The sequence below is a fragment of the Bacillus sp. MUM 116 genome, assembly GCF_001866655.1.
GTDB lineage: Bacteria > Bacillota > Bacilli > Bacillales > Cytobacillaceae > Neobacillus.
In genome coordinates this window covers 12,438-27,847 of sequence record NZ_MLYR01000061.1, presented here as the reverse complement: position 1 = coordinate 27,847, position 15,410 = coordinate 12,438, and the positions used below count along the sequence as shown (strand labels likewise).

The window sequence follows — 15,410 nt, the reverse complement described above, 5'->3', positions numbered from 1 at the left end:
CAAGAAACAAAAAATCCTTATCTTTTTGCGGATAAGGATTTCCTTTTAGTTATTCATCTTTAGGTAAAATATTCATATTTTCAATATGATTCTTTGTTTCTTCATCTCCAAGCTTATAAATCATCCCATACACTTGTTGAATCATGCTGTCATACTGGTCATTTTCACGATCAAGGTGATATTCAACATAAGGAATATGGGCTCGAATAAATGTATCCCATTCGGTTGAATAGTTTTGATCAAATAATTTACGCAACTCGGAAATTTCTTTATCGCTTGCTTGAATTTTATAGCTCCATGTGGAGCTTCTGGCACTTTGAGTAATGTGTCCTGTACCAACATCTATATAATAGGTTTTCTTTTGATCATCCATGCTTTCAGCCCCTTTGTTCAGGCTATGCCCCTACCGTTTCAGAGGTGCCCGATTTTCTTCCCACTAATTATCATTTTCCACAAAGAGATAAATTTTATTCTTTTTTAAATTTTGATTTATGTTTTTAAAATGTTCACCAAAAATTACTAATTAAAAAACAGTTGACTTGCATTACCTTTTTCATCTTGACAGAATGTTGAATTAATAGTATTATCGATACCATATAAAGCTTATTCTATTATTATATTAAATTTTCCTTTAGCATTCGGTTAATACACTTTTATTGGCTATATGAAAAAGGAAAAATATAAATTAGTATCAGAATAAGTTGACTCGGAATCTTATTCCTTATGGGATGGAAGAGAAACTATATAAATTAGGTAGACTAATAAAAAGCCTGTATTGGGCTAGTTAAAAGTAAACCGACAATTTTCAGACTTTAATGGTTGGATTGCAAAACCATTAAATTGAAAAATTGTCGGTTTTTTTGTTTTAAAAATGCTATGTAGAAAGGAAAATGATGCAAATGGTTAAGAATTGTATTCTCGGAATTTTGGCTGCTTCTATCGATTCAATGCCATGGAGGGCAGCCAAATGCTAGTTTTCCAAAGCCCTAATTTACTCCCAACTATTTTTTTAATATTGCTTTCTGTTTCTTTGTTAAGCGGCTTATTCCTATTAATTCCTAAAGTTCCCTTGAATTTTGTTCGTATTCATACCGCGATTCTCACACTGCCACTACTTGCCGCTTTGACAGCCCTTATTTTTCATAATGGTAGTGTAAATTTCGGCCCTTGGCATTTAGATGCTTTATCATGGCTGCTTGCCCTATTTGTACTTACCATTAGTTTTATTGTGCAGCGTTATTCTGTTCATTATTTACTTGGTGAACATTCCTATAGGAAATATTTTGCCTTACTAACTATTACTACTATTGCCGATTCTCTTGCCTGGCTTAGTAATGACCTTCGTTTGCTGTTACTTTTCTGGGGAGTGACGCTTCTCGGATTAACCATCCTCATAGGTTTAAAAAAGGAATGGCAGGTAGCAAGGAATACTTCCGTAGTGTCCGGCCGTTTGTTTGCATTTAGTTGGATAATTCTTTTAACAGCCGTCATTTGGATCACACATGAGACTGGTCATTGGGAATTGTCGCAAGTTCTATCAACGAATAGTCTGAAGGAACTTGATTCATGGGAAAAAACCTGTATTAACCTGCTGTTAATTGCAGCTGTTGTTATTCCGGCGGCACAATGGCCTTTCCAACGCTGGCTATTGGACTCAGCTATTTCGCCAACGCCTATTTCTGCTGTTATGCATGCAGGTATCGTAAATGCCGGTGGAATTTTGTTAACTCGTTTCGCGCCAATATTCAGCGGGGATGCTGCGCAGGTTGTGCTGCTTATATTATCTAGTTTTTCAGTTTTAATGGGAACAGGTATTATGCTTATTCAGGTTGACTATAAACGACAGCTGGTAGGTTCCACGATAGCACAGATGGGCTTTATGCTCATTCAATGTGCTTTGGGCGCCTATTGGGCAGCGATCATTCATGCGATGTTACACGGCCTATTCAAAGCTACTCTTTTCTTGCAGGCAGGTTCTGCCGTTCATCACCATAAATCCACAATCCGGACTCCCCAGCCTTCGTCTTTGATTTGGACTATCATTGGAGCCATTGTGGCTCTTCTAATGGGAGGTGGATTTTGGCTGACTTCTCCTAAAGACGGATATCAATTAATCAGCGCCCTTATTTTAGGATGGTCAGTGTTACTTGCCTGGAGACAGCTTGTGGCGAATGGAAACGGCAGTCTTGGGCGTATAGCAGGATTGATTCTATTTGCAGGAGCGGGCATTGTATTCAACCTGGTACATACCGCCTTTTATCACATGTTAGATAAAACTGTGCAGATTGGAAAAGAATCTCCAGCACCGGCAACCATTATTCTTCTGTTTATCCTGCTTGCCGGCAGTGCTCTTGGCCTTTTATTCAATCGGTATCGTTCATCCACTTTCTTTACTGTCATTTATTTATGGCTCTTACGTTTAAGTGAACCGAAAAATAATTTCTTTGAAAGTCATCCTAAGTATCTTACACGATTACTGTCACAAGGAGGGAATGTACGGTGAGTACTACATTAACATTGGCTAAATCATACAGTTTGGAAAATGAATTATATTCCCAAAATCTTAACGATTTAGTAAAGGCAGCAAGTGAGGTTATAGCACCCCTCGGGCCTATAACCACATTTGCGGCACGAAATCCTTGGATGGGATTGGAACAGCAGCCATTTGAAGAAGTCGCACGTCGATTAAAAGATGTAATGGATGTAGATATATATCCTAATAATTCTATCCTGCAATCTGCACGTGATCGGGGTGAAATTCGTCACGAATTTCTGGATATCTTGCTGCAACAATGGCTGGACTCACAAACTTTAGGCATTCCTCATGATGTTGCGGAACGTTTCTGCCGTACTGCCCTTTCGATGGAACCATCACCTTCTAAAGCCTTGGAAGGGCCCGAATTAAAAAAATTAGTAAAAAAAGCAAGTCATTTAAGGTACCAAATTAACGGAAAGCGAGCTGTTAAAACATTCAGTCAGCGACTGGTGCAGCAGAGTAATAATACGATAGCGAAGGATCTCAATCGTCACATGATTAAATGGTGCAAATTGTTTCTGGATGAATCCCAAGCTGTCTGGTCCATGCCGAGTCGTGAAGATGGTTTCTATCAGGCGTGGCAGAGACTGATTAAGTTTGATCCAGCCTTAAAATCGACCGTACGTAAGCAGCTAAATGACGGACCTGAAAAAGCTGAAGATGCTTTAATGAAGGCATTGCTAGAACTGGAAATCCCGTTTTCAGAGGTCCAGGAATATCTTGAAGCCCATTTACTTGCCCTTCCAGGCTGGGCGGGCATGATGCTGTGGCGCTCCCAGCAATCATCCCAGGAGGATTCCCTGCTTCAGGAATATTTAGCTGTTCGGGTTTCGATGGAATCTGCATTGATGAAACCCTATCTCCCATTGCCCGAGCAAAAAATAGAAGATAAAGACTTCTTAGAACCGTTGGTCGCGGCTTGGGTTCAATGGGGTGACATGCCCATTAGCTTATTATCCCAGTTGTCTGCAACGGAACTAAAAGCACATTTGACACTTGCCTATCGTTTTGATCAGGCTGTCCGTCAGCGCCTATGGTTAGAAGCATGGGAAAAAACATACGAAGATCAAATAATGAAGATGATCACATCAAAACAACTGGCTTCAGGAAAAAAAGAAAATCCCGTAATGGCTCAAGTTGTTTTTTGCATTGATGTTCGTTCAGAACCTTTTCGCCGGAAACTTGAACAAGAGGGTCCTTTTGAAACATTTGGAGCAGCTGGTTTTTTCGGATTGCCCATTGAAACAACTAAGCTTGGCAGTCAACACAGCCATGATTCTTTACCCGTTATGTTCAAACCGCAAATGAAAGTAAAAGAAACTTCATCTGAGTTGGAGTTTGAGCAATATCAACAACGGGATCATGCTGCCAAATCACTTAGCACCACTTTTAAGACAATGAAACATAACTTGCCTTCCAGCCTGATTCTGCCGGAAATCAGTGGTCCCTGGCTCGGTCTGCAAACATTGGCAAGGAGCTTTATTCCACGAAGAGCAGGATCTGCTTTTCACAAAATCAAAAAAACATGGCTGCGCAAACCTTCGACTAAGCTCTCATTAGACCATGAACATACTTTGGATTGTGCGCTGCCTGTTGGATTTAGTGATACCGAAAAAGTATACTATGTACGCCAAGCGTTGAAAATGATGGGGCTTACGAAGCATTTCGCTCCATTAGTGGTCATTTGCGGTCATGGCAGCCACAGCACAAATAATCCATATTCCTCCTCGTTAGATTGTGGGGCATGTGGCGGTACATCAAGCGGATTCAATGCCCGGGTCCTCGCAGCCTTGTGCAATCTTCCAAAGGTTCGCCAATCTCTCGCGTTGGAAGGAATTTTGATACCGGAAGAAACTGTTTTTGCGGCGGCCGAACATATCACGACCGTTGATGAACTTAAATGGCTTTATGTTCCCGACCTTACCGAAACAGCTAGGGAAGCTTTTGATCAAATCGAAACGATACTAGTAAAAGTTAGTCAAAAAGCAAATGCTGAACGTATACCACAATTACCAAATATCAACTTTAATTATAAAGATCCGAAGGCAGAAGCTGAGCGATTTGCAGAAGATTGGAGTGAAGTACGTCCAGAATGGGGATTGGCACGTAATGCCGCCTTTATTATAGGTGAACGAAACCTTACCCGGGATTGCGATCTGAATGGAAGAGTGTTTCTGCATAATTATAATTGGCATGATGATAAAAATAGTGATTTGCTTGCCGCAATTATTAGTGGCCCGGGAACAGTATCCCAATGGATTAACTTACAGTATTATGCATCTACTGTTGCTCCCCACTATTATGGCAGCGGTAATAAAGCTACCCAAACGGTAACAGCCGGTATTGGAGTCATGCAAGGGAATGCCAGCGACCTATTATTTGGACTTCCTTGGCAGTCTGTGATGCAATCCGATAAGGAGGTATATCACGCTCCATTAAGGCTGTTGGTAGTCATCCAATCACCAAGGGACTATGTGAAAAGGATACTCAACCAAAATCAGGATTTCCGTCAAAAAGTTCAAAATGGATGGTTACGACTAGCGTCTATTGATCCGGAAGGAAATTGGGAAAGTTGGTCCTAGCCATTCTCCCATTCAGAAAAGCATAAGCGCCTTGGTTAGCCTCAGGCATAGCATAAGACAATCGAAAGGCTAGGATGCTTGCGCTGGACAATTCTCAAAGACGAAAATTTTTACTTTCTTTATTTTTAGAAAAAACATCCAAATATTCGTTCGTCTATACATGTAATTTTTTTAGAGAGAAGGAAAAGAAATCATTATGGATAAGTCAAAAGGAGCTTTTGAAGCCGAAATAAGTAAAGCTTTAACTCATTGGGAGAAAAATTATCTTGGACGCGGCTCTGTATCCGTTAAATCAGATATCTTACGAGATATGATTATCGTACTATTACATGGTATATTATCCCCCGCAGAATATTCGCTATGTCAGGATAAAGAGGGGCTATTATCAGTTAAAAAGACCCGAAACAGTTTAGTTGAAACGGGTATAGAAGAATTAAAGGAGATTATTTTCACGATAACAGGTGAGGAAGTTGTTAGTTTTTACACCGATATCAGTACACGCACCGGAGAACGGGTCATGGTTTTTAAACTTTCGAGTAATTTAGAGACCAAATTATCTTAATAAAAGGAATTAGAGGTGAAAGAAATGGCTATGGATAAAAAGAAAAAGTTGCTTTTTGTGATTGCAAAGGACCATCAAATGGAACGAATCATGAAAGAGAATTCCCAAATGAATCCTGAAAACACCTTAGTTTTGCAAAGTTATTTACCCATTACTTCTCCTTTCAGTGATACAATGAGAGACATCATTCTTGCTGTTTACAAAGAAAATGTTGAAGAAATCTTTGTGACGGCTACTGAAGAAGAAAACAAAAAAAATATTGAGGCAATCTTTAAAAAGATATCCGAAGATAAAAAATTACAGGACAAAATTCAAACATTTGATTATCTTTTTAAACATTGCAAGCCTGAGTTTCCAGAAAGGAATATAAAGGAATGGCTTGAGGGCAGCGGTACATTAAAAAACCATGTACAAACCTGTGTCAACGTCATTAGAAACCATCCGCTGATTCCTGACCATGTAAAAGTTAGAGAACTATTCATTGATAAGACAGAACTTGCTTTTTTTTAAAAACCAATCACTTCCAATAAAAGGGTAGTAAACAACTACCCTTTTCTCCAATTAACCAAATGATTACTTTCCACCAAGAAAAATTTTTTCTTTTTTTATTTTTGGTTTTACAAATGAATGCTGTTTAATTATCATAAAATTAAGCAAAAAGATTTTTAAATGGTAAAAAGGGGTAAAATAGTGAATAAGTAAAATTTTTTCTCATTGGAGGTGAACGGATTGAAATTAGTTGATGAACTATATGAAATGTACCGGAATAAATTAACTGGTGATGAAGAAGATATCGATATGCTTGCGTTTGCATTTCTTGAAGAAATGTCCCATGAAGATTTGCTTGCTTTAATCCAGGATATGGATAAACAGGAGCTTTACGATTTAATGGGATTATATCTAATCGAGAGTTTAAAGGGAAAATTTGCTCAAGAAGAATATGGCCAGCACCGAACACATACTTTTTCCCCTCGTAATATCCATTAAATTTACATATTACAATAAGAGAAATTGCTTTAAGGCAATTTCCTTTTTTTATACTCAGAAAGGTTGCTGCAATGCTACAATAGGGATGAAAGGGGGATTATGATGTACACGGTTTTCGTAGTATGTATTGTAATTGTAATTGTCGTTTTGCTGCTTGCTGTCCTTACCACATCAAAAGCCTATTCTTATAAACATACAGTCGATTCATTAGATGATAATCCTTATATAGAGAAAGAAAACAAGGAAAACGCAGAGCAAAAAAAACCATAAAAAAATTCCTATTCAAGTGAATAGGAATTTTTTTATGTTATGCAAAAACCTGCTTTAATTCTTCTTTGTTATTTTTTAGCCATTCACGCATTAACTCTTTAGCGGCTTCTAAATTATGAAGTTTAGCCTGACCACATTGTCTTTCTGTTGCAGCAGGAACTTCTGTTGCTTCAAGGCAAATTTTCATTGTATCTTCAATAAGGTCAATAATTTCTTCAACTGTTGGTTCACCATTGACAACCAAGTAATATCCAGTTTGGCATCCCATTGGCGAGATATCAATAATACTGAAATCATACTTTTCAGCTGCCTCACGAATATTATGTGCCAGCAAGTGCTCCAGAGAATGAATCGCATCTGGTTTCATTGCCACTTTATTTGGCTGGCAAAATCGGATATCAAATTTATTTACAACACCGTCGCTGCCCACCTTTTGGACACCACAGTGTCTGACATACGGAGCTTTAACAGCATTATGGTCTAAATCAAAGCTTTCAACTGAAGGCATTTCCATCACTCCTTTACATATCTGTTTCCTATCATACTATAAATTCCGAGTTTTTTCATCTACTTAGTTTAAATTAACTATTTAGACGTTATTTTAAAAATATGGTATGTTGTACATGATGATTAGGAGGTGAACTATATGTTAAAAAAAGCGTTTATTGGGCTGATTCGTTTTTACCAAGTGGGGATTTCCCCTTTAAAACCGCCAACGTGTCGGTTTTATCCAACATGCTCCCATTATGGCTTAGAGGCCATTCAACGTTTTGGAGCGATAAAGGGGGGATTGCTGACAATCAAACGTATCTTAAAATGTCATCCCTTTCACCCAGGCGGCTTTGATCCTGTTCCGGAAAAAAAGAAAAGGAATAATGGAAATTAATCGTCATATCCATCGACAATCAAATCAAGCTTTCCTGTCTTCGGATCAATCACAAGACCATGGACTGGCACACTTTCAGGCATTAACGGATGATGTTTTATCGTATTCACACTGTGAACAACACTTTCTTCCACATAGTCAAAGCCATGAAGCCATTCTTCAAAGTCAACCCCGGCATATTTTAACGTTTCAAGTCTTTCTTCCGAAATCCCCCGCTTTTTCATGCTTTCAATTACCGAATCGGCTTTTAATCCGCTCATGCCGCAATCATGATGAGCGATAACCATTACTTCCTCTGCCTGTAATTGATAGACTGCAATCAAAATACTGCGCATAATACTTCCAAAAGGATGGGAAACAATTGCTCCTGCATTTTTGACCAGTTTAACATCTCCATTATTTAGATTCAATGCCTTTGGCAGCAACTCCAACAATCGAGTGTCCATACAAGTAAGAATTACCATTTTCTTCTTAGGATATTTGGTTGTTTCATATTTTTCATATTCCTTATTTTCCACAAATTGCTTATTATAATCCAAAATTTCATTTAACATTTTATGCTCTGCCATACCCATCTACCTTTCGTATCGTTTTCCCTGTTTTTATCTTATTATAAATTCTACTACCAGCGGTAAAATTTTTGCCTGAAAAAAGAAGAAAAATTTAGCAACGTTAAAAACCGCATTCTTTAAATAAGATTCCTAATACTCCCATGGATGATTCAAAACATAACATCAAAAGCTATATCTGTATTACGAAATCAAATGGGAGTGATACTTTTGGCAAAAGATGTTTTATGTGAAGTCAATAACTGTACCTATTGGGCAAAAGGAAATAAATGCAGCGCTGAACAAATTTATGTAGTAAGTCATAAAGGAAAAACCGCAGACAATATCCAAGAAACAGATTGTCAAACCTTTGAACCTGAAGGCATGTAAAGAGAAAATCGGAAGCGCCCTGGTCAGCACCGACAAGCGTTGAAAGCCCTGACGGTGAAGTCGTTTTTTGACTTCATCGGCAGGGCTGAAGCGACTCGAGGGGCTAGGCGCTGAAGCTGGACAATTCTCGAAGAATGTAATACTTTATTATCTTGTAAAAGAACCGGGCATGCCCAGTTCTTTTTCGTTATTTTCCAAGCATTCTTCTTAAAAGCTTATTAGAAGCGTTCCTTGGGAGTTCTTCAACAAAATAAAAATCCTTCGGCACTCTATACTTCGCTAAACGTTTTAAACAAAATTGCTTAAGTTCTTCGGCCGTGCCGCGTTCATCTCTTTGGACAATAAAGGCAATGGGTACCTGCCCCCATCTTTCATCCTCCCGGCTCGTTACACCAGCATCCATAACATCAGGATGAGATAAAAGAACAGCTTCAATTTCAGCGGGGTAAACATTTTCCCCACCAGAGATGATTAAATCAGAACGGCGGTCTAAAACATATAAAAAGCCTTCCTCGTCCAAATAGCCAATATCCCCGGTAGAAAACCATCCATCATGCACCTTCTCCAACATAGCTCCGGGACGGTTTAAATAACCTGAAGTAACATTGGGACCTTTGACAAAAATTTCTCCGGCTTCTCCTTCTTTGGCTTTTTGACCATCTTCATGCTTTATTTGAACTTCTGATGGGAATAAGGGCTTCCCTGCTGAACCTAATTTTGAAATACTGTATTCGGGTGACAGGGTAACGATCTGCGAAGAGGTTTCCGTCATTCCATAGGTTTGGAAAACAGGAATATTTTTTGCAACGCAGGCTTCAAGTAATGGCAATGGAGCGGGACCTCCTCCAAGAAGAAAGCAGCGGAAATATTCCGGCAGCGGTTCTTCCCCAAGAAATTCAATAATCCTGGTTAACATATTTCCCACAACAGACATAATCGTTACTCGCTTGCTTTGAAAATCCTGAATGGTTTTTTCAACGTCAAAACTCTCATGTAGAACAACTGGCATTCCATATATGACACTCCGCATGAGGATCGAATACCCACTGATATGAAATAGAGGGACCGAACAAAGCCAGCAATCCGTATCGATAAATCCTAGGTTAAGTGCTGATCCAACCGAACTCCACCAGTGATTTCCATATGTTTGCATTACTCCTTTTGGATTACCTGTTGTCCCTGATGTGTACATAATGGTACAAACATCTTCAAGATTGATTTCCTCTAGTATATCGGGAATTTCAGTTGGAAGGCTGTCCAATTGTTCTTTTAAATGAGTAGGAAGGGTTGGAAGCATATCTCTAATTTCAAGTTCTTTATCGGCAAAACTTCCTTCAGTAATTAAAGAGGCTGCCTGAGAGTCTTTTAATTGCCAAACTAATTCGGAAGAGGTTAAACGGTTATTGAGAATAACTGCTCTAACTCCAAGAAGCTGAAGGGCAAATAATATCACAACTGTATCAAGATTGTTTTTTAATAAAACCCCAACATATTGTCCCTTTTGAATCCCTCGGCCTTGTAATTTACCTGCGGTACTAAGTGATTGATTGTAAAGTTCTTTAAAGGTTAGTTGCTTGTCATCAAAATAAACCGCTACCCGATCGGGCGTTAAGAATGCTCTTTTCGTTAAAAGATTTGGCATTAAGGCATTTTGCATTATCGTCACCAACTTTCCATGAATCACCTTTTAACTTCATTATTCCTAGACAACTGTCCAGCTCCAGCGCCCAGCGACTAGTAAAACAGCTTGATGGAGACCATCAAGCTGCGGTGAAGATTGTTTTTTACAATCAAGGAAAACGCGGGAATTGGCCGAAATTAGGCTTACGCTTTTCTTTAAAGGCATCGCGGCCTTCTTTTGCCTCATCCGTTGTATAGTATAGTAATGTTGCATCCCCGGCAAATTGCTGTAGTCCCGCTAAACCATCTGTATCAGCGTTCATGGCCGCTTTGATGAAGCGAAGAGCTGTTGGGCTTTTTTCAAGCATTTCTTCACACCATTTAATGGTTTCTTCTTCTACTTGCGCAAGTGGAACAACCGTGTTGACAAGGCCCATATCAAGTGCCTCTTGAGCATTATATTGACGGCATAAATACCAAATTTCGCGTGCTTTTTTATGACCAATAATTCTGGCAAGATATCCTGAACCATATCCGGCATCAAAACTTCCAACCTTTGGACCTGTTTGACCAAAAACAGCATTGTCTGCTGCAATTGTTAAGTCACAGACAACATGTAAGACATGTCCTCCGCCAATGGCATATCCTTTAACCATGGCGATGACCGGTTTTGGAATGACACGGATTAAACGTTGAAGATCAAGTACATTTAAACGCGGGATTTGGTCCTCCCCAACATATCCGCCATGTCCGCGGACCTTTTGATCTCCACCGGAACAAAATGCTTTATCTCCTGCGCCTGTTAAGATAATAACACCAACATCTGAATCATCGCGCGCATAGGCAAAAGCATCAATTAATTCCATTACGGTCTTTGGTGTAAAAGCATTATGTACTTGCGGACGGTTAATGGATATTTTAGCAATACCATTATAAGTTTCATAAAGAATCTCATCATACTTGCGACCTGCAACCCATTCAACTGTCATACATTACTCCTCCTTTTGTATTATTCGACAAAAAGTCACTTACTATTGTACCAAACTTTTCTGCATCTTCCACATGAATTGCATGTCCTCTATTTTCAACAACAACCCATGAAGCCATTTTTAGCTTTTGATACATCTTTTCCGCAATTCCACAAAACTTAAGATCCTTTTCACCTGATAGGATGAGGACATTACAATTTAGCAGCTGCAGATTTCCCCACCAAGAAGGCTGGGCGCCCGTTCCCATTCCAATTAAGCTATTTTCAAGACCGACCGGTGAATTCGTTAACCGCTGTTGTCTGATGACCTTCTTTGTTTTATCCGGGATTTGCTCCATGGTTGAAAACAACGGAATCTTCTCCCAATAATCAACAAATGATTCAATCCCTTGCTCCTTTATACGGTTTGCCAGTTTTAAATCATTCATGCAGCGATTTTTCCGTTCTTCTTCTGTTTCCAAGCCAGGTGAAGCACTTTCCAATATCAATTTTCTTACTTTTTCAGGATAAAGAATGGCAAAGCTTAAAGCAAGTCTTCCTCCCATCGAATATCCAAGAACGTCAACCTGATTAATACCCAATCGATCGAGCAGAAGGTTCAAGTCCCTTGCAGCCGACTCCATCTTATAGCGATTAAGGTCTTGGCTAATCTCAGTTTTACCATGTCCAATAATGTCGGGAATGATTAATTTTGAGTGCCCTCCCCAAACAGAACAAAAAGGTGACCATGTTGAGGAATCACCTGTAAACCCATGCAATAGCAGCAGTGGGAATCCTGTCCCACAAATTTCAACATGATACTGAAGATTTTCAACCATTACATCCATTCATGGTCACCTTTGACAAAATTTGATATTTCCCGGGAAACAGAACGCCAAAATTCGCGGTGTTCCTCTGTATTTTTCTCTCTATTTGTCACCATTTCAATTACTTTTAAACCTTTGGGGGGATCTGCTTTCATCATTGAATATAAATGATCCCAATCCGTAATTCTTGTAAATTCACCATGATACATCTTTACGGCGTGTTCAAAATCAATATCTATTGGGGTGCCGAACAGCAGCTCAAAATGAGTGGGATGCTCTGATTGTGGAAGAAAAGAGAATATTCCTCCCCCATTATTATTTATCACAAGAATTTGAATATCGATATTATGTAGCTTCGCCGCCAATAATCCATTTAAATCATGGAAAAAGGTTAAATCTCCTAACACAAGGTAAAGTGTCTTTGAATATAAAGCGGCACCTAAGGCAGTGGATACTGTACCATCAATGCCGTTTGCACCTCTATTAGCCATAACCGTAATCGATTTATCATTATTAAGGAAAAAACTATCCAAGTCCCGAATGGGCATACTGTTTCCGACAAATAAAGTGGCGCCTTCAGGAAGCATGTCTGCCAGCTGACAGAATAATTTTGCTTCGCTTAACTGTGGCGTATCCCTTATCATTGTCATATGATCCTTTGTTAACTGATTGACACTTTTCCACTTACTTAAAAAAGATGAAGCTGATTGTATTTCTACATTTGCTTGCAACTTTTCACAAAAGGTTGCTTCATGACAATAAATCATGTTGGTCGTTAAGCTTGCCGGATCACGCCAGCCGCCCCCGCCATCGATAACCAATTGCAATGCACTGTGATTTTCTTTTAAAAAGATGTTTAGCGCTTTTGAAACCGGCATAGCCCCAAAACGAATCACGATATCAGGTTTTAAAGCGTTTTTAGCATCGTCATTGCGTAAAAACGTATCATAGGTTTCAATGATATTTTCTTGACTGTGAATCCCGCTTCTAAGCTGTGATAACGGGTCAACAAGGATTGGAAACTTTAAGGTCTCAGCCAATTTTGTTACACGATCTCCAAATGTCTTGTCCGCAATATGACCGCAAACAATAATTCCTTTTTCTTTCCCTTTTAAAAGGGCGGCAATTTCCTTAAACTGTTCATCAGTAATCACAATGTCCCCATTAACAACCTTTACATACCCTTCAGGGCGTTCCGTCGTTTGAAACAGATCATCAGCTATTTTAGGAATTAATGGCTCCCTAAAAGGAAAATTCAAATGAACAGGACCAGCTGGTGCCTTTGCCGCAATGGATACAGCACGGGCACAGACTGTCCTTGCATAGCGGATCATTTCATCACTTTTTTCAGGTAAAGGCATCTCTGTAAACCATTTCACATGATGGCCATATAAATGAAGCTGTTCAATCGCCTGCGGCGCCCCTACGTCCCGAAGTTCATGCGGCCTGTCTGCTGTAAATACAAGTAAGGGTACCCTGGCGTACTTTGCTTCGACAATCGCAGGATAATAATTAGCGGCAGCAGTACCTGATGTACAAAGAATTGCTACAGGACGGTTGGAAGCCTTTGCAATCCCTAATGCAAAAAAGGCAGCCGAGCGTTCGTCCACATGGATATGTAGTTTTAAATCCGGATGTTCTGCTATTACCATAGCCATTGGTGTCGAACGGGAGCCCGGGCTGACTACCACATCTGTGATGCCGGAGAGAACCAGTTCCGAGACAAATGCTGCAATATAAGCAGTTAATGATTCTTGATGACTCATATTAATTTCCTCCAAGAGCACGAAGCATTGGTCTAAATTTTAAGCCCGTCTCCAAATATTCACTTTCTGATTCCGAATCCTCCACTACACCGCACCCGGCAAATAAAGAGACTTCCTTCCCCTGAATAAGGCCGGACCGAATTGCTACCGCAAATTCTCCATTTTCACGATAATCCATCCAGCCAAGAGGAGCCGCATAAAAACCGCGATCGAGTTTTTCCACTTCCCTGATTTTTTCGACTGCCTCTTTTTTAGGCAGTCCACCCAGTGCAGGTGTTGGATGGAGACGTTCAACAATGCGGAGCAAAGAAGCATCACTCTTGCCTTTGCCAACAACCGGTGTGTAAAGATGCTGAATATCTCTAATTTTCATTAATTGGGGTTTATCCGGTAGAATCATTTCTTCACAGGATTCCTCCAAGGCTTCCTTAATCATTTCGACAACATAACGATGCTCAATTAGATTTTTTTTATCAGTTAATAATGTTTCACCTAAAAGATGATCTTCTTCCTCTGTTTGCCCTCTTGAAATAGAACCGGCCAGACAAGTTGAAAAAATGTGATGATCCTGTTTTTTGATGAGCCGTTCAGGTGTGGCCCCGATAAAACAATCGCCATTGGATTCAAAAATAAAGAGATAACTATCTTTTTGCTGTTCAAATAAACGATTCAATACCGATTCCGGTTCAACAAAATCATCAAATAACAATCGGAGTTCGCGGGCAAGAACCACCTTTTTTAACGGACCAGCCTTCAAGTCCTTTACAACATCCTCCACCGAGGCTTTCCAAGACTCTGGAGAAATTTCTTCCGTTTCAAGAAGAATGGCAGATTTCGTTTCGTTCTTTTGGTTCATTGAACGTAAAAGCAGATTTCTTTCATCCTGAATTTTTGTAAATAATGATTCATCATCATTAGGGGTGCAAACAATATTTGTTGTTAAATAGGTCTGACCCTTTATGATACTTAGCATGTATTTTGGGATATGGAACAGTGAATCCGAAAATTTTGACCAAAGATTTGTTTTTGGTTTGTAAGGGTCAAAAGAAAATCCGCCAAACATGAGGGGGCCAATTCCCAATTCTCCATATGAATTATAAATAAAACTTTCCTTTAAAAAATTCTTCCATTCTTTGTCAACAAGAAAAAAGCGGTCAGTAGCCTGATCCGACTGAATTTGTTTTGATATTCCAATACCTGAAATCACCATTTCATCCGTTGGGTCCTTCCAGAAAAAGCGCTCACCCAGATAACGTTCCTTCCCCATCATAAAAAATGTAAATGGGTTCATCCCGGCTATTTTGTGCACTTCACTTACCAAAATGGACCGACCAAGCTTTTTCGCCCGTGAAAGAGCCAATAGACCCCTTTCCTTTAATTCTAATTCGTGAATGGTAACCAAAAAAATCCCTCCAAAACAGCTAAAAAAGCTGTTATCCATTCATTTTCAAGCCTATTTAACCATACTA

The 15,410-nt window shown here is 39.4% G+C and carries 16 protein-coding genes; 8 read left to right on the top strand and 8 right to left on the bottom strand.

Annotated features, from left to right (window positions below; genetic code table 11):
- Positions 1 to 49 precede the first annotated feature (49 nt).
- Positions 50 to 373 (bottom strand): hydrolase, encoded by a 324-nt coding sequence (locus BIV60_RS15790; protein WP_071356663.1) that lies wholly within the window; start codon positions 371 to 373, stop codon positions 50 to 52.
- 594 nt (positions 374 to 967) lie between these two features.
- Here BIV60_RS15790 and BIV60_RS15785 point away from each other — a divergent pair.
- The 6 genes from BIV60_RS15785 to ytzI all read left to right on the top strand — a co-directional run bounded on the left by BIV60_RS15785 (position 968) and on the right by ytzI (position 6,937).
- Entirely contained in the window at positions 968 to 2,503 is a 1,536-nt protein-coding gene (locus tag BIV60_RS15785) for an NADH dehydrogenase subunit 5 (RefSeq protein ID WP_071356662.1), read from the top strand.
- A complete protein-coding gene (locus BIV60_RS15780) occupies positions 2,500 to 5,118 on the top strand; it encodes a DUF2309 domain-containing protein (RefSeq protein WP_071356661.1) in 2,619 nt (872 codons plus the stop codon). The genes BIV60_RS15785 and BIV60_RS15780 overlap by 4 nt, the downstream gene beginning before the upstream one ends.
- A gap of 196 nt (positions 5,119 to 5,314) precedes the next feature.
- Positions 5,315 to 5,680, top strand: a complete 366-nt coding sequence (locus BIV60_RS15775) for a Na-translocating system protein MpsC family protein (RefSeq protein ID WP_071356660.1) — start codon at positions 5,315 to 5,317, stop codon at positions 5,678 to 5,680.
- A gap of 24 nt (positions 5,681 to 5,704) precedes the next feature.
- Positions 5,705 to 6,190: a carbonic anhydrase gene (locus tag BIV60_RS15770; protein WP_083402279.1), complete on the top strand. Its 486-nt coding sequence runs from the start codon at positions 5,705 to 5,707 to the stop codon at positions 6,188 to 6,190.
- 219 nt (positions 6,191 to 6,409) lie between these two features.
- Positions 6,410 to 6,667 (top strand): DUF6154 family protein, encoded by a 258-nt coding sequence (locus tag BIV60_RS15765; protein WP_071356659.1) that lies wholly within the window; start codon positions 6,410 to 6,412, stop codon positions 6,665 to 6,667.
- Positions 6,668 to 6,769: 102 nt separating this feature from the next.
- Entirely contained in the window at positions 6,770 to 6,937 is a 168-nt protein-coding gene (gene ytzI / locus BIV60_RS28530; RefSeq protein ID WP_083402278.1) for a YtzI protein, read from the top strand.
- A gap of 37 nt (positions 6,938 to 6,974) precedes the next feature.
- Here the strand turns inward: ytzI and BIV60_RS15760 are convergent, their stop codons facing one another.
- Positions 6,975 to 7,445 (bottom strand): S-ribosylhomocysteine lyase, encoded by a 471-nt coding sequence (locus tag BIV60_RS15760; RefSeq protein WP_071356658.1) that lies wholly within the window; start codon positions 7,443 to 7,445, stop codon positions 6,975 to 6,977.
- A 138-nt stretch (positions 7,446 to 7,583) separates the two neighbouring features.
- Here BIV60_RS15760 and yidD point away from each other — a divergent pair, with 138 nt between their 5' ends.
- Positions 7,584 to 7,823 carry a membrane protein insertion efficiency factor YidD gene (gene yidD, locus BIV60_RS15755; RefSeq protein WP_071356657.1) on the top strand — a complete coding sequence of 80 codons (240 nt, stop codon included), beginning with the start codon at positions 7,584 to 7,586 and terminating at the stop codon, positions 7,821 to 7,823.
- On the opposite strand, the gene BIV60_RS15750 is transcribed toward yidD, so the two are convergent.
- Entirely contained in the window at positions 7,820 to 8,392 is a 573-nt protein-coding gene (locus tag BIV60_RS15750; RefSeq protein ID WP_083402277.1) for a beta-class carbonic anhydrase, read from the bottom strand. The two genes, yidD and BIV60_RS15750, sit on opposite strands and share 4 nt — an antisense overlap.
- Before the next feature lie 210 nt (positions 8,393 to 8,602).
- Between BIV60_RS15750 and BIV60_RS15745 the strand changes: the two genes are divergently transcribed.
- Entirely contained in the window at positions 8,603 to 8,761 is a 159-nt protein-coding gene (locus BIV60_RS15745) for a DUF1540 domain-containing protein (protein WP_071356656.1), read from the top strand.
- A 187-nt stretch (positions 8,762 to 8,948) separates the two neighbouring features.
- Here BIV60_RS15745 and BIV60_RS15740 read toward each other — a convergent pair whose 3' ends face one another.
- The 5 genes from BIV60_RS15740 to BIV60_RS15720 form a co-directional block, all read right to left on the bottom strand.
- Complete coding sequence (locus tag BIV60_RS15740; protein ID WP_071356655.1) at positions 8,949 to 10,418, bottom strand: o-succinylbenzoate--CoA ligase; 1,470 nt, start codon at positions 10,416 to 10,418, stop codon at positions 8,949 to 8,951.
- A gap of 133 nt (positions 10,419 to 10,551) precedes the next feature.
- Positions 10,552 to 11,370 carry a 1,4-dihydroxy-2-naphthoyl-CoA synthase gene (gene menB, locus BIV60_RS15735; RefSeq protein WP_071356654.1) on the bottom strand — a complete coding sequence of 273 codons (819 nt, stop codon included), beginning with the start codon at positions 11,368 to 11,370 and terminating at the stop codon, positions 10,552 to 10,554.
- On the bottom strand, positions 11,360 to 12,196 hold the full coding sequence (gene menH / locus BIV60_RS15730) for a 2-succinyl-6-hydroxy-2,4-cyclohexadiene-1-carboxylate synthase (RefSeq protein WP_071356653.1): 837 nt from the start codon (positions 12,194 to 12,196) through the stop codon (positions 11,360 to 11,362). The genes menB and menH overlap by 11 nt, the downstream gene beginning before the upstream one ends.
- Positions 12,187 to 13,941, bottom strand: a complete 1,755-nt coding sequence (menD, locus tag BIV60_RS15725) for a 2-succinyl-5-enolpyruvyl-6-hydroxy-3-cyclohexene-1-carboxylic-acid synthase (RefSeq protein WP_071356652.1) — start codon at positions 13,939 to 13,941, stop codon at positions 12,187 to 12,189. Before menD ends, menH begins: the two co-directional genes overlap by 10 nt.
- A 1-nt stretch (position 13,942) precedes the next feature.
- Entirely contained in the window at positions 13,943 to 15,343 is a 1,401-nt protein-coding gene (locus BIV60_RS15720; protein ID WP_083402276.1) for an isochorismate synthase, read from the bottom strand.
- Positions 15,344 to 15,410: the final 67 nt, after the last annotated feature.

Bases quoted from the DNA above. Each gene is read 5' to 3' on its own strand.
- menD (WP_071356652.1), bottom strand. From the start codon at position 13,941: ATGAGTCATCAAGAATCATTAACTGCTTATATTGCAGCATTTGTCTCG.
- BIV60_RS15790 (WP_071356663.1), bottom strand. From the start codon at position 373: ATGGATGATCAAAAGAAAACCTATTATATAGATGTTGGTACAGGACAC.
- yidD (WP_071356657.1), top strand. From the start codon at position 7,584: ATGTTAAAAAAAGCGTTTATTGGGCTGATTCGTTTTTACCAAGTGGGG.
- BIV60_RS15750 (WP_083402277.1), bottom strand. From the start codon at position 8,392: ATGGCAGAGCATAAAATGTTAAATGAAATTTTGGATTATAATAAGCAA.
- BIV60_RS15760 (WP_071356658.1), bottom strand. From the start codon at position 7,445: ATGCCTTCAGTTGAAAGCTTTGATTTAGACCATAATGCTGTTAAAGCT.
- BIV60_RS15775 (WP_071356660.1), top strand. From the start codon at position 5,315: ATGGATAAGTCAAAAGGAGCTTTTGAAGCCGAAATAAGTAAAGCTTTA.
- BIV60_RS15740 (WP_071356655.1), bottom strand. From the start codon at position 10,418: ATGCAAAATGCCTTAATGCCAAATCTTTTAACGAAAAGAGCATTCTTA.
- ytzI (WP_083402278.1), top strand. From the start codon at position 6,770: ATGTACACGGTTTTCGTAGTATGTATTGTAATTGTAATTGTCGTTTTG.
- BIV60_RS15770 (WP_083402279.1), top strand. From the start codon at position 5,705: ATGGCTATGGATAAAAAGAAAAAGTTGCTTTTTGTGATTGCAAAGGAC.
- menB (WP_071356654.1), bottom strand. From the start codon at position 11,370: ATGACAGTTGAATGGGTTGCAGGTCGCAAGTATGATGAGATTCTTTAT.
- BIV60_RS15785 (WP_071356662.1), top strand. From the start codon at position 968: ATGCTAGTTTTCCAAAGCCCTAATTTACTCCCAACTATTTTTTTAATA.
- menH (WP_071356653.1), bottom strand. From the start codon at position 12,196: ATGGATGTAATGGTTGAAAATCTTCAGTATCATGTTGAAATTTGTGGG.